Source organism: Hanstruepera sp. CR43 (genome assembly GCF_055227665.1).
Window position 1 is genome coordinate 2,012,940 of the sequence record NZ_CP200078.1, and the last position, 13,577, is coordinate 2,026,516.

18 protein-coding genes are annotated in these 13,577 nt (G+C 35.1%); 11 read left to right on the forward strand and 7 right to left on the reverse strand.

The window, feature by feature from the left end; all coding sequences use genetic code 11:
• The 5 genes from ACKXGU_RS09235 to ACKXGU_RS09255 all read left to right on the forward strand — a co-directional run bounded on the left by ACKXGU_RS09235 (position 1) and on the right by ACKXGU_RS09255 (position 4,287).
• On the forward strand, positions 1-762 hold the full coding sequence (locus ACKXGU_RS09235; RefSeq protein WP_463465041.1) for a tetratricopeptide repeat protein: 762 nt from the start codon (positions 1-3) through the stop codon (positions 760-762).
• Between the two features lie 90 nt (positions 763-852).
• Positions 853-1,098 carry a hypothetical protein gene (locus ACKXGU_RS09240; RefSeq protein WP_463465042.1) on the forward strand — a complete coding sequence of 82 codons (246 nt, stop codon included), beginning with the start codon at positions 853-855 and terminating at the stop codon, positions 1,096-1,098.
• Between the two features lie 82 nt (positions 1,099-1,180).
• A complete protein-coding gene (locus ACKXGU_RS09245; protein WP_463465043.1) occupies positions 1,181-2,764 on the forward strand; it encodes a SulP family inorganic anion transporter in 1,584 nt (527 codons plus the stop codon).
• 86 nt (positions 2,765-2,850) lie between these two features.
• Positions 2,851-3,480 (forward strand): carbonic anhydrase family protein, encoded by a 630-nt coding sequence (locus ACKXGU_RS09250; protein ID WP_463465044.1) that lies wholly within the window; start codon positions 2,851-2,853, stop codon positions 3,478-3,480.
• Positions 3,481-3,660: 180 nt separating this feature from the next.
• A complete protein-coding gene (locus ACKXGU_RS09255) occupies positions 3,661-4,287 on the forward strand; it encodes a carbonic anhydrase (protein ID WP_463467426.1) in 627 nt (208 codons plus the stop codon).
• A 41-nt stretch (positions 4,288-4,328) separates the two neighbouring features.
• Here the strand turns inward: ACKXGU_RS09255 and ACKXGU_RS09260 are convergent, their stop codons facing one another.
• Positions 4,329-4,835, reverse strand: a complete 507-nt coding sequence (locus ACKXGU_RS09260; protein WP_463465045.1) for a CvpA family protein — start codon at positions 4,833-4,835, stop codon at positions 4,329-4,331.
• 74 nt (positions 4,836-4,909) lie between these two features.
• Here ACKXGU_RS09260 and ACKXGU_RS09265 point away from each other — a divergent pair, with 74 nt between their 5' ends.
• Genes ACKXGU_RS09265 through ACKXGU_RS09275 form a run of 3 tightly spaced genes read left to right on the forward strand, consistent with a single transcriptional unit; the run spans position 4,910 to position 6,721 of the window.
• Positions 4,910-5,266 (forward strand): hypothetical protein, encoded by a 357-nt coding sequence (locus ACKXGU_RS09265; RefSeq protein ID WP_103050758.1) that lies wholly within the window; start codon positions 4,910-4,912, stop codon positions 5,264-5,266.
• A gap of 34 nt (positions 5,267-5,300) precedes the next feature.
• Positions 5,301-6,320: a phenylalanine--tRNA ligase subunit alpha gene (pheS, locus tag ACKXGU_RS09270; protein ID WP_463465046.1), complete on the forward strand. Its 1,020-nt coding sequence runs from the start codon at positions 5,301-5,303 to the stop codon at positions 6,318-6,320.
• Positions 6,321-6,325: 5 nt separating this feature from the next.
• The gene (locus tag ACKXGU_RS09275; RefSeq protein WP_463465047.1) at positions 6,326-6,721 is read left to right on the forward strand and encodes a hypothetical protein; all 396 of its coding nucleotides are present in this window, start codon (positions 6,326-6,328) and stop codon (positions 6,719-6,721) included.
• Positions 6,722-6,809: 88 nt separating this feature from the next.
• Here the strand turns inward: ACKXGU_RS09275 and ACKXGU_RS09280 are convergent, their stop codons facing one another.
• Positions 6,810-7,811, reverse strand: coding sequence for an NAD(P)H-dependent glycerol-3-phosphate dehydrogenase (locus ACKXGU_RS09280; RefSeq protein ID WP_463465048.1), 1,002 nt, complete (start codon positions 7,809-7,811; stop codon positions 6,810-6,812).
• Positions 7,812-7,942: 131 nt separating this feature from the next.
• On the opposite strand from ACKXGU_RS09280, the gene ACKXGU_RS09285 reads away from it, so the two are divergent.
• Positions 7,943-8,884, forward strand: a complete 942-nt coding sequence (locus ACKXGU_RS09285) for a nicotinic acid mononucleotide adenyltransferase (protein ID WP_463465049.1) — start codon at positions 7,943-7,945, stop codon at positions 8,882-8,884.
• A 242-nt stretch (positions 8,885-9,126) separates the two neighbouring features.
• Positions 9,127-9,624, forward strand: a complete 498-nt coding sequence (gene lysM, locus ACKXGU_RS09290) for a peptidoglycan-binding protein LysM (protein ID WP_103050765.1) — start codon at positions 9,127-9,129, stop codon at positions 9,622-9,624.
• Positions 9,625-9,671: 47 nt separating this feature from the next.
• Here the strand turns inward: lysM and nadD are convergent, their stop codons facing one another.
• From nadD to ACKXGU_RS09305, 3 genes are read right to left on the reverse strand one after another with little or no spacing between them, the layout of a single operon-like run.
• Complete coding sequence (nadD, locus tag ACKXGU_RS09295) at positions 9,672-10,250, reverse strand: nicotinate (nicotinamide) nucleotide adenylyltransferase (RefSeq protein WP_463465050.1); 579 nt, start codon at positions 10,248-10,250, stop codon at positions 9,672-9,674.
• 6 nt (positions 10,251-10,256) lie between these two features.
• Positions 10,257-10,829, reverse strand: a complete 573-nt coding sequence (gene gmk, locus ACKXGU_RS09300; protein WP_463465051.1) for a guanylate kinase — start codon at positions 10,827-10,829, stop codon at positions 10,257-10,259.
• 2 nt (positions 10,830-10,831) lie between these two features.
• Positions 10,832-11,689 (reverse strand): YicC/YloC family endoribonuclease, encoded by an 858-nt coding sequence (locus ACKXGU_RS09305; RefSeq protein WP_463465052.1) that lies wholly within the window; start codon positions 11,687-11,689, stop codon positions 10,832-10,834.
• A gap of 112 nt (positions 11,690-11,801) precedes the next feature.
• On the opposite strand from ACKXGU_RS09305, the gene ACKXGU_RS09310 reads away from it, so the two are divergent.
• Positions 11,802-12,281, forward strand: coding sequence for an acyl-CoA thioesterase (locus ACKXGU_RS09310; RefSeq protein ID WP_463465053.1), 480 nt, complete (start codon positions 11,802-11,804; stop codon positions 12,279-12,281).
• Here the strand turns inward: ACKXGU_RS09310 and ACKXGU_RS09315 are convergent.
• The gene (locus ACKXGU_RS09315; RefSeq protein ID WP_463465054.1) at positions 12,270-13,166 is read right to left on the reverse strand and encodes a DMT family transporter; all 897 of its coding nucleotides are present in this window, start codon (positions 13,164-13,166) and stop codon (positions 12,270-12,272) included. The genes ACKXGU_RS09310 and ACKXGU_RS09315 overlap by 12 nt on opposite strands.
• The gene (locus ACKXGU_RS09320; RefSeq protein ID WP_463465055.1) at positions 13,156-13,512 is read right to left on the reverse strand and encodes an arsenate reductase family protein; all 357 of its coding nucleotides are present in this window, start codon (positions 13,510-13,512) and stop codon (positions 13,156-13,158) included. Before ACKXGU_RS09320 ends, ACKXGU_RS09315 begins: the two co-directional genes overlap by 11 nt.
• Positions 13,513-13,577 lie beyond the last annotated feature (65 nt).

Below are 13,577 nucleotides of genomic sequence, written 5' to 3' on the forward strand. Positions count from 1 at the left end.
ATGATGAAAAAGTTTTTGATTTTAACGTTTTTAATAATTGGCTTAAGCAGTTTTGCCCAAAATATGGCATTGTTTGAGCAAGGCAATGAACTTTATAATGATGGGAAGTATCAAGAAGCTATTGAAAAGTACGAAGCTATATTAGATAGTGACATGCATTCGGCTGAATTGTATTTTAATTTAGGCAATGCACATTATAAACTGAATCACATTGCTCCCAGCATTTATTATTATGAAAAAGCATTGTTGTTAAACCCAGCGGATAAAGAGATTCAAAACAATCTCAATTTTGCTGAAAACATGACCTTGGATGATATTGATGTTGTTCCCGAAGTAGGTATTTCTAAAGTCATCAACAAGGTTTCGCATGGCTTGAGTTTTGATATGTGGGCTATTTTAGCGGTTATTTTTGTCATTCTATCCGTGATATTATTTGTCAATTATATTCTTTCCAGTGGCACAAAAACAAAACGTTTCTCATTTACTTTTGCCTTTGTTAGTATAGTCTTAATGATTGCTGCTTTAACTTCAGCATTCAACAAGTATAACTTGGATAAAAGTAATAACCCAGCTATTGTATTTGCTCAAGAAAGCAGGGTTAAAAATGAACCAAATCTGCGATCTGAAGAAGCATTTAGATTGCATGAAGGTGCCAAAGTTCAGGTAGTGGATACTGTTGATAATTGGAAAAAAATCAAACTTTCTGACGGCAAAATGGGTTGGATTCCATCAGATGACATTAAGTTGCTAAATAGGTTTTAAAGTTTATTTAACAAATCTAAATTTTTAAATAGTATCTTTGTTTACTCATGAGAAAAAAAACAATATCAACCATACTGTTCTATTTTATTCTTGGCATTTATCACAGCGCCAACGATTATTATTGCAGTTGATAATACGGTTGACGTTTCTATTTTCTATAGTATTACAGAGGAAGAAAACGAAAACATTAAACTTCCTTTTCCAGACAATAGTTTCAAAGGTTTAGAGAGTCTGGTGAGCCTTGACTCGGAAGAAAATTCAGGATATTATTTTAAAAACTATCCGAAGCCACATCTCAATATGATTTCTCCGCCTCCAGAGGCACACATATTATAATTCAGGATTCAAATTTGGGGTTTACCCATAATTTACTATTTAACTTTGTTGACCTTATAGGTTGACCTTAACTTTTTATAATATGTTTAAGTATATTAAAAGTGACATACCAGCGAGTATTGTCGTGTTTTTTGTTGCCTTACCATTGTGTTTAGGTATTGCTCTTGCCAGTGGAGCACCATTATTTTCAGGATTAATTGCTGGTATCATAGGTGGAATTGTTGTTGGTGGTTTAAGTGGCTCCAATATAGGGGTTAGTGGGCCAGCAGCAGGACTGGCTGCAATCGTTTTAACTGCCATAGGCACATTAGGAGGCTATCAAAACTTTTTAGTTGCCGTTGTTTTAGGAGGTGTTATTCAATTGTTGTTAGGAGTGCTAAAAGCCGGCATCATTGGATATTATTTTCCGTCATCTGTAATTAAAGGCATGCTTACTGGAATAGGCATCATCATTATACTTAAACAAATTCCACATTTCTTTGGTTATGACGCTGAACCCGAAGGTGCTGACAGTTTCCTCGAAACTTCTGGAGAAAACACGTTTTCGGCGATATTGCACATTTTTGACAACCTCATTTTAGGGTCTATGATCGTTGGCATTGTTGGATTAGGAATCATGCTTTTTTGGGATAATATATTAGCTAAAAAATCTAAATTTTTTAAAATAATACAAGGCCCATTAGTCGCTGTGGTACTAGGAATTATATTCTATATTCTTACCAAATCTCATGAAACACTGTCAATATCACAATCACACTTGGTGAATGTTCCCGTGCCTGAAGATGCTTCATCATTTTTAGGGCAGTTCAGCTTTCCTAATTTTAGTGTGATTACAAGTCCTGATGTTTGGATTGTTGCTTTTACAATTGCTTTAGTAGCTAGTTTAGAGACGTTATTATGCGTTGAGGCCACTGATAAGATAGATCCGCATAAAAATGTAACACCAACAAACAGAGAGCTTTTAGCCCAAGGAACGGGTAATATCCTATCAGGATTAATAGGGGGATTACCAATTACCCAGGTTATTGTAAGAAGTTCAGCTAATATTCAATCTGGTGGACGTACCAAATTATCGGCTATTGTTCATGGATTTCTGTTATTAATTTCGGTCATTTTAATACCTAGACTATTAAACATGATACCACTATCGGTTCTGGCAGCCATTTTATTGGTGGTGGGTTATAAATTAGCCAAGCCCCAATTATTCAAGCAAATGTATAAATTGGGATGGAAACAGTTTGTTCCATTCATCGTAACGGTGGTAGGCATTGTATTCACGGACTTATTGATAGGGATTAGTTTGGGATTAGCTGTTGGTATCGTCGTCATACTTTTAAAGAGTTATCAAAATTCACACTTTTTACATATTGAAGACAAAAGCAATGGTAAGCACAAAATAAAAATGACACTTGCGGAAGAGGTAACATTCTTCAATAAAGGAGCCATTCTTAATGAATTGAATAGTTTGCCAGTAGATACCAATTTGGAATTAGATGTGAGAAACACCAGATATTTAGACAATGATATTATTGAGATTTTAGATGATTTTGCCTATAAAGCAAAAGAACGAAATATCGATATTAAGTTGGTTTCAGAACGCGGTGTTGTAGAAAATCCGGAAAGTTTTATAGAGTTCTTCAAATTGGAACCTAAAATTGCTAAATAGACTTAACAGAAAAATATAAATTATTAAAATTTTTGGAGAATCTAATTTCCAAAATGAAGTAAACACAGAAATTTAAACACACAATTATGAAAGCGCATACAAGAGAAACACAGGCAACGATGACACCTGAAAAGTCCTTACAATTTTTAAAGGAAGGAAATTTACGGTTTCAGCAAAACCTAAAAGCCAATAGAAATTTACTGGAGCAAGTCAATGATACCAGTGATGGGCAATTTCCATTCGCTACGATTTTGAGCTGTATTGACTCTAGGGTATCTGCAGAACTGGTTTTTGACCAAGGTTTGGGAGATATTTTCAGCGTTCGTATTGCAGGGAATTTTGTTAATGAAGATATATTAGGTAGTATGGAATTTGCCTGCAAATTGGCAGGTACCAAGTTAATAGTTGTATTAGGACATACCAGTTGTGGCGCAGTCAAAGGTGCTTGCGACGATGCCAAATTAGGGAACTTGACAGCTATGTTGAGTAAAATTAAACCAGCGGTAAATGCCGTTACTGAGCCGAAGGATTCTAACTTAAGAAACTCTAATAACTTGGAATTCGTCGATAACGTTTCAGCTAAAAATGTTCAATTAACCATCGATAGAATTTTAAAAGAGAGCGACGTTTTAGCCGAAATGCAAAATAATGGAGAGATCATGATTATTGGTGCTATGTATGACATTAATACAGGTGAAGTAACCTTTTACGAATAACAATAAATTAGTTATTGAAAAGAAAAGTTTTAAGCAGTGTTAGCCTCATTGGTAACACTGCTTTTTTTGTTAAGTTGAGAAGTGAACAACATTAAGTTTCTTTTTGTAGATTTACTGAAGCAGCCTCGTTACCTAATGGATGGGGTCAAAAACAAAAGAAGAACTCTAATATTGTCTGAAGTGGATTTAAACAAGGTTTTTGATAATAACAAAAAATGGATCCAGGAAAAACTGGATGTTAATAGTACTTATTTTGATGATTTGGGTAAAGGGCAAAACCCTGACTTATTATACATAGGTTGTTCAGATAGTCGCGTAACCGCTGAAGAACTTATGGGTGCCGAGCCGGGAGAAGTATTTGTACACCGTAATATTGCTAATATGGTCATTAGTATTGACTTGAATGTGATGTCTGTAGTCAATTATGCGGTTGGCCATTTAAAGGTAAATCACGTGGTTGTTTGTGGACACTATGCTTGTGGAGGTGTCAAAGCAGCCATGCAATCGGCCGATTTGGGAATTCTTAATCCTTGGTTGCGCAACATTCGCGATGTTTACAGAATCCATAGGAAAGAGCTAAACGCCATTGAAGATGAGGACAAGCGCTATGATAGATTGGTAGAACTCAACGTTAAGGAACAATGCGTCAATCTAATAAAAACAGCTACCGTTCAAAAAGCCTATAGAGATAGAGGTTTAAAAGTACATGGTTGGGTGTTTGATGTACACACAGGAAAATTGATAGACCTTAAAATAGATTTTGAAGGCTATCTGAAAGATATCATGGAAATCTATCATCTAGATTAAAAATCAGTAACAAAATTATGCTATTGACTTATTTCTGAAAACTATTCAGTGTTTTCTTCAGTCAATTCAGCCTTTATCAACGTTGGAAATAATAATGGCGCTAATGATTTTACAGGCTCATAGAATATGGAATCCTTGGTATACTCTTCATCAACAAAAGTGATCGTGCTGTTCATTTTTTCAAAAATAATAAGCAAAACACTCAAGATCAGTCCAACTTTCAGTAACCCAAAGACACCTCCAAGCAATTTGTTCAAAAAACCTAAAGCTGCAAAATCGGCTAATTTTGTCAAGGCTTTGCCCGCTAAAGCCACAACCAATACAATGACAATAAATGTTATGGCAAATGCCGTGATGTTAATGGTTTTTTCATCCCATGCTACGTGATCCATTAAAATATTGGCTAGGTAATAACTAAAGTGAATGGCTCCATAAACACCAGCAATTAAGGCAGCCAAAGAGGCAATTTCAACAAAAAGACCCCTTAAAAGACCTCTAACCAGTCCAAAACCCAGTAAAACAACTAAAACAATATCTACAATAGCCATAACCTATAGAATTTCAACAAATATAAAGTAATGCTATATTACTTCTTTTGTAACTTTGTTTTTTTAAAATTATTATGTCAAGAGACCTCGAATTAAAACAACGATGGGAATTGGTAGTGGAAAAACTATCCAATCAATTTGCTGATGGAGAAACTTTGGATCTGGATGCTATCATCTACCTTATTGGTGTGCAGGAATTAGGTCAATTTAATAGAAAATTCAAAAAAGACCATAAACTGGATTTGATGCACATAGCCATTTGTCGTCTTTTAGAGCCTTATGGGTACTATGAATTTGATTACTATGATGATGATAAATGGCCTCATTACAAAGTAAAAGCGCAGTTGCCCAATCTAAAGGCGGGCGAACAAAGCATCTTGATGAAAGAAGCTATTGTAAACTATTTCTTGACATCAGAGTATATAGAGTAAGATTTACTAAATTTGCAGGCATTATAAGGATATCATGATAGATAAGTTAAAAGAATTAATTGCTGAAGCCGAAACGTTTAGTGCGCAGACAAAAGAAGAAGTTGAAGCTTTCCGAATCAAGTATTTAGGAAAAAAGGGGCTATTAAACGACTATTTTAAAGAATTTAAAAACGTTGCTAACGACCAAAAGAAAGAATTTGGTCAAGTGATTAATACTCTAAAGAAAACAGCTGAAGACAAGGTAAATGCCTTAAAGGAAGAACTAGAGAGCAAGGAAGAGGTCAAAGGTGTTTATGGTGACTTGTCACGTCCTGGTGAGCCAATTGAGATTGGCGCCAGACACCCTATTTCAATCGTTAAAAATCAAATTATTGATATCTTTTCGCGTATAGGATTTAATGTGAGTGAAGGTCCAGAAATTGAAGACGACTGGCACAATTTTACAGCGTTGAATTTGCCCGAATACCATCCAGCGCGTGATATGCAGGACACGTTTTTTATTCAAACTAATCCGGATATATTATTGCGTACGCACACCAGTTCTGTTCAAGTACGTTATATGGAAAACAACAAACCGCCTATTCGTACTATTTCCCCTGGGCGGGTTTACAGAAATGAAGCGATTTCAGCACGTTCACATTGCTTTTTCCACCAAGTGGAAGGATTGTATATTGATAAAGACGTCAGTTTTGCCGATTTAAAGCAAACGCTGCAATACTTCACTACTGAAATGTTTGGAAAGTCTAAAATAAGACTCCGTCCATCCTATTTTCCATTTACAGAACCAAGTGCGGAAGTTGATGTGTATTGGGGATTAGAGACCGAAACTGATTATCGTATTACAAAAGGGACCGGTTGGTTGGAGATAATGGGTTGTGGTATGGTTGATCCCAATGTTTTGGAAAACTGCGGCATTGATTCTAAAACCTATTCAGGTTTTGCCTTTGGTATGGGTATAGATCGTATAGCTATGCTCTTACATCAAATAGGCGATATTCGTTTGTTAAGCGAGAATGATGTCCGCTTTTTAGAGCAATTTAAGTCGGCACTATAATCCGCATGAAAAAAGACATTCAAATCCCAAAAGTTACTGACGTTTATGTGGCTGTTGTTAACGAATTCAACAAAGAGCACCAAACGCACGATTGGAATGCCTACATTATCAATAACAAGGATGTGGATTTAGATACCGTTTTAATTGCTACCAAAGGTTATAGTGACGATAAAATAACACCGGTTATGCGGCATACCATTAAAATGCTACCAGCCAGAAGCTATGCCAAAATTGAATATTTGCAAGAAGCGGTTTTAAAAATCAACAACGAGTTTAAAGTCACTTTTTTTGAAGGGAATACCATGTATGACAAAACTTATCTGTTCAGAAAAAACACCATCAATAAAAATGCCCTGCAGACCATACCATTAATGCAGGAAAAAGGGGTGTTGGTGAAATAGTTTCGTTTACGGTCTGATATGAAATGTTTTAATTGTTTATATCAGTTGTAAACGAAGTTCGACTATTTTTTTGAGAATGTCAAATAGGTTAATCCAACTTCTCTGTTAGTTTTTTAAACACCTTTTTGGCATCCTTTCCATCATAAAGAATATCATAAACCGCATTAATAATAGGCAGTCGGGTTTTCTTTTTGTTCTTTTCGTTGAGTAAATGAGCACTTTTGGTAGCATAATAGCCTTCAGCAACCATATTCATTTCCATCATGGCACTTTTCACCGTGTAGCCCTTGCCTATCATATTTCCAAACATACGGTTTCTGGAAAACACCGAGTAACCCGTAACCAACAAGTCACCCAAATAAGCCGAGTTGTTAATGTTACGTTTCATTTTGTGCATTTTCTTAATAAAACGCTTCATTTCGCGTATGGCATTACTCATCAACACACTCTGAAAATTATCACCATATCCCAAACCATGGGCAATACCCGCGGCAATCGCATAAATATTTTTAAGCATCACGGCATATTCAGTACCAATAATATCATCACTTATTTTGGTCTTTATATAGTCGCTGGATAGATTTTTGGCAATGGCTTTGGCTTTGTTGGCATCTGCACATGAAATAGTGAGGTACGATAAACGCTCCAAGGCGACTTCTTCAGCATGGCAAGGACCAGCAATAACAGCAATATTTTCAAAAGGGATATTATAAATATCATGGAAGTGTTCACCAACCAATAAGCCTGACTCTGGAATAATCCCTTTTACGGCTGAAACCACTATTTTATCGGTAATATCAACAGTCAGTTTTTCCAGTTCACTGTGCATAAAAGCCGATGGAATTACAAATATTAGCACATCGGCATAGGTTGCCATTTCATTGATATCATTGCTCAACTTAAGTTGATCCACTTTAAACTCTACCGAACTCAAATAACTTGGGTTGTGGTACTCTTTTAAAATGTGTTCTTTGGTATAAACACTGCGCATATACCAACCAACTTCCTCTAAATTTTCCGATAACATTTTGACAATAGCTGTTGCCCAGCTACCTGCTCCAAACACCGCGTACTTTAAAGGTTTATCCATGAATTGAAAATTAGTATTTAAGTCAAAAGTACGTAAAAAAAGCCGCTTTAGAAACTATCCTACAGAAGAAGCATTTTGATTTTGGCACGTGTTTTGAATTCTGTAAATCAATAACGTTAAAATGAAAGCTTATGAAGACTTTAAAACTACTTTTAGTATTTGCAGTATCGGCAACACTATTTACGTCTTGCTATACAGAAGAGATAATAGTTGATGGATATAATCCGCAACCAACGTCTTCAATTTCTTTGAATCAGTTATTAAATTCTTATGAGTTGTGGTATGTTGATATTAATGAAACTTTAGGATATGGTGAAACACCATTTTTACAAATGGCCTTTACAGTGTCGTTTAGAAATGGAAATGTGTTCGCTAACAATAATTTGGTGGGTATTGGTAGTCAAGGTAACGGCTACGGTATTCAAATTGGCACTTATGATGCCTACAATATGATTCTGGATGTATACCATATTATTGATGGATATCAAACATTTGATGTCTATCAAATTAATAACAATACTATTGAACTCTATAACCCAAACAATGATACCTCATACTTTTTGGTAGGATATCAGCGAGCGACTTTTGATTATGATTTTGTGTTTTATGATAACATTCACTATTTCTTGCAGGAGTACCGTGCATGGGAAAAAACCTATACCAGTGCTACTGGAACCGTAAATGATTTTGATTATGAAAACTATTTACAGTTTTTGGCCGGAGGTAATGATTCGGAGTTTAGAAGCTCGCAGGATGTGAATGTTGGTAACATAAACAACATTTATTGGGATTATACAGGTGTTTATGGCGTGAACAATGTTTCAGGTAATATGTATATGAAGACGTTAACGCTGGACTATGACTATTTTGGAAATGAACATTTTGAATTAACGGTTCTGAACGATGCCAAAATAGAGCTTTACCATATTTCTTCACAAACTATATATGAGTTTACGGGACGTGGTTACATACAATTCATGCGTGATGCAGCAGGAAAGGAAACCAAGAAGCCTAAAATGCGAAAGTTTAAAGCCGAACGTCAAGATAACCCAAGAGAAAATAATAGGGTTTAAAAAAATTTAATATAATATGTGACCTTTGGTTAAGAGTTGTGTCAAAATATGTAGAATGAAGAATTGGCAATGAATTCATTTTAAAAATTCTAGTTTAGAATAACGATTTTTGGTTGGTTGAAACTGTCTGCGAAACCTAGTAACAGGCAGTTTCTCATTTTAAAAGGCTATTAATCAGTAGGAATTCCAAAAGAATTTTTTGAACTTTACAATAATTAATAACAAAACAAACAAAGAGAATTATGGGATTATTTTCATTTATTAAAGATGCAGGAGCCAAAATTTTTGGAATAGGTAAAACTACTGCTGAAGAAGCTGCCGAAGCAGCAGCAGATGCGGCAGCGGCAAAACTACGTAGAGAAGAGGCTGCAGCCAGCCGGTTAGAAGAAACCGTTAGTGATTTACAACTACAGGTTGAGAATTTAGACATCAAAATTGTTGATGATATGGCTACAGTCACTGGAATGGCATATGATCAAGCCACAAAAGAAAAAGTAGTTTTAGTTGTAGGGAACTCTAATGGTATTGCTACAGTTGATGATCAAATGACGGTAGAGCATACAGAACCTGAAGCACAGTTTCATACAGTTGTGAGTGGTGATACGTTAGGGAAAATAGCCAAAACGTATTACGGCAATGCTATGAAGTATCCCGTGATTTTTGAAGCTAATAAACCTATGTTGAAAGATCCAGATTTAATTTATCCTGGTCAAGTGTTACGTATTCCTGCGTTAGACTAATAAATACTTATTATAAAATTGAAGCCAGCTGAAAAAGTTGGCTTTTTTTATTTATAAAAATTCATTTCATCCACATATTCCCATACATGTTCAGGGAGCATAGGCCTAATAATTTGGCCCGCTTTAATAGCTTTTCGAATGAACGTAGAAGATAACTGAATAATAGGTGCATCAATATGATGAATGCGATTGTGATTATCAAATTGAGTCTCTACAGCTCCATCGGATATTCTAGGATACACATAAATATCATGGTGTTCTAATATGAGTTCATAGTTTTTCCATTTATGAAAACTCTTCAAATTATCTTCTCCCATGATGAGAGAAAACTCATAGTCAGGATGTTTTTCCTGTAAATATGTTAAGGTATTGATAGTATAATTTGGTTGAGGTAAGTTGAATTCAATATCGCTAGGTTTTAAACGCACATAATCTTTTGTGGCTCTATAGACCATTTCCAATCTTTGATAATTATCCAGCAACGATTGTTTTTTCTTAAAGGGACTTTGTGGTGTAACGACCAACCAAATCTGATCTAAATCGCTATTTTCAGCCAAATGGTTGGCAATTATTAAATGACCAACATGAATGGGATTAAAGGTTCCAAAGTAAAGGCCAATTTTCATAGTAATTTAACTATTTATAAATTCAGAAACTAGGGTTTCAGCTTCTTTTAGAGCTTTATCTAGGTCATCATTTTCAATAATCACATCAAAAAGTGGTGCTGTCGCTAGTTCAGCTGATGCCTTGGCGATTCGCATATTGATTTTATCAGCACTTTCTGTTTTACGTTTTTTAAGTCTAATTTTCAATTCATCAATACTAGGCGGCTTTACAAAGACAGCAAGTGTCTCACTGGGAAATTTACGTTTGATGCGTAATCCTCCTGACACGTCAATATCAAAAATAACATGTTTGCCATGAGACCAAATACGTTCAACTTCGGTTTTTAAAGTACCGTAAAAATTATCTCTATAGACTTCTTCCCATTCCAAAAACGCATCGTTTTTAATTTTGTTTTTAAATTCTTTAGAACTTAAAAAGTAATAGTCCTTGCCATCAACTTCCTCGCCGCGTTTTTCACGGGATGTAGCAGAAATAGAGAATTCTAAATTAAGTTCGTCAATTCCCAATAAATGTCTCACTATGGTTGTTTTGCCCGAACCTGATGGTGCTGAAAATACAATTAACTTACCTTTCTTCATATTTACAACACGTTCAATAATTGTTCCTTAATTTTTTCAAGCTCATCTTTCATTTGAACTACTAGTTTTTGCATGGGCGCATAATTACTTTTAGAACCTATGGTATTGATTTCTCGTCCAATTTCCTGTCCAATAAAACCGAGTTTTTTACCATTAGAATCAGCAGAGTCCAATGATTTTATAAAATAGTCGAGATGGTTTTTTAGGCGTACTTTTTCTTCGGTGATATCAAATTTTTCAATGTAATACACCAATTCTTGCTCAAATCGATTTTCATCAACTTTTTCCTTAAGCTCTTCTATTCCTTTACGCAGGCGCTCACGAACAGCCACGATACGTTCAGGGTCCATAGTGATGACTGATTCTAAAAGGTCATCTATATTTTGAATGCGATTTCTAAAGTCGGTTTCCAAAGCCTTACCTTCATCCAAACGATAATTGTCTATACGTTTTAAGGCATCAAGCACACCCTCAGAAATGACCTTCCATTCGTCTTCATCAATATCATCTCGTTCGGTATTCAGTGCATCAGGAAATCTCACAGCCATTTTTAACAATTCGGTTTCATCACCATTTACAACCTCTTTAAGCTGTTTGATGTATTGTTGGACTACTGGTTTGTTCAATTGAGTTGAGGTTTCTTCCCCTGTCATTTCCACATAAATTGAAAAATCAATTTTACCACGTTCTAACTGATTACCTATAAGTTTCCGAAGATTCAATTCTTTTTCACGATACACAGAAGGCATTCGTGCATTCAAATCCAGGTTTTTACTGTTTAGTGATTTTATCTCTATGGTTATCTTTTTGGTAGGTAACTGTAAAACAGATTTACCATATCCTGTCATTGAATGTATCATAAGCTTATTTAAAGTCCTACAAAGGTAACCAAAACTGTATGTTTTGAAAACAGATTTCCGTTTAATGCATTATGACCTATTAATTGTATTTTTGAAACCTAAAAAATAAATAATGTTTACAAAAGAATTTGAAATACGTTGGAATGATCTGGATGCCAATATGCATTTGGCAAATGCTTCCTATATGAATTTTATGAGTCATACACGCATGGCTTTTTTTGAAGAATTTGGGTTTTCCCTTCATGAAATAGCCAAACATGAACTCGCTCCTATAGTTTTTAATGAGCACATTTATTATTTTAAGGAAGCGCATATTGGTGACCCAATTACGGTTGGATTAGAGGTCACAGGATTGAGTGAGGATGGTATGTTTTTTAGTATAGAGCACAATTTTTATGATAGAGAGGGAAAGAACATTGCCCATTGCGAAATGCTTGGTGCTTGGATGAATTTTAAGACCAGAAAATTGACAAAACTGAATGATGAACTTATGGCTTGTGCCAATCAGTTTCCAAAATCAAAAGATTTTAAGGTTTTAACAAAAGAAGACACGCGCAAAAACCAAAAAAGACCGATAGACTTAACTTTTTAGTGCTGGTTTTTTTGTTACTAAGTATACACCAATAAAGATTAACAAAGCAGCAATGAGCTTAATGCCATTTATGGTGTCACTTCCCATAATAATGGCAAATATTCCTGCTATAACGGGTTGTATGTACAAAAACGTACTGACTGTTGAAGCTTTTAATTGTCTTAACGCTAACGGGTTTAAGAGATAAGTGGTAAATGTTGCCCCAAGGATGACAAAAGCAACAGAGAAAATAATATACGGAGGGAATGATGTCCAGACAACTTCAGAAAGTTCTCCATAGCCGAAAGGGATTACCATAATTAGTCCAAATAAAAACAACCAACGAATAAATGTAAAAGGATGGTATTTGTCCGTAATTTTCTTAATGAGAATCAAATAGATACTATATGAAACAGCATTAATAAACACCAAAGTATTTCCCAATAATATATTGTCCCCAACTTGGGTAGATCTACCGTAGATGCTCAATACAATCGCGCCCGAAAACCCTAACAAAATTCCGATAAATTTTAAATGTGTAATGCGCTCCTTGAGGAAAACAGCCGATAAGACTAACACAACAATGGGCACAACAGTCATGATTACCGAAGCATGTATTGGTGTTGTAAATTCAAGGCCTTTAAAAAATGTAAGCATGTTCAAGGCTATACCAAAAATGGATGCGATGAAAAACTTAAAATAATCCTTTCGATCAATTTTTTCAGTTGGGGTGAATAAGCTTAATATCCAAAAGAGAATGGTTGCCCCAATAATTCGTAAAAGGATGAAACCATAGGGTTTTATGTGACCCTCGTCAATGACATCATTTGCAAATGTGAAGGTCAGCCCATAAATAACTTGGACCATAAAGGCAGCAAATAATGCAAAAAGACGGTTATTTCCCACTTAAGGCGTTTTTAACTTGTTCAACCGTTTTTTTTGAATTCCCGATGAATATTTGATTCCCGATTATTATGACCGGACGACTTAAAAAGGTATAGTGATCCAAGATGTAATGCTTGTAATCAGCCTCTTTTAAGTCGGCATTTTTCAAATCCATTTCCTTGTACAACTTGGCACGTTTACTAAAAAGGGATTCATAACTACCAGAAAGCTTTTGCATTTCCTCTACCTGTTTAACTGTCATAGGCTCCGTTTTGATGTCCTGTAATTCAAAATCTGGTGGTAGATTCAACGCTTTTAAAATACGAATGCAGGTGCTGCATGTTTTAAGGTAGTATACTTTTTTCATATCATATTAATATGGTGCAAAGTAAGTCCATTTTAAAAGAATTTTGGTTAATTTTAAGCAAAAAT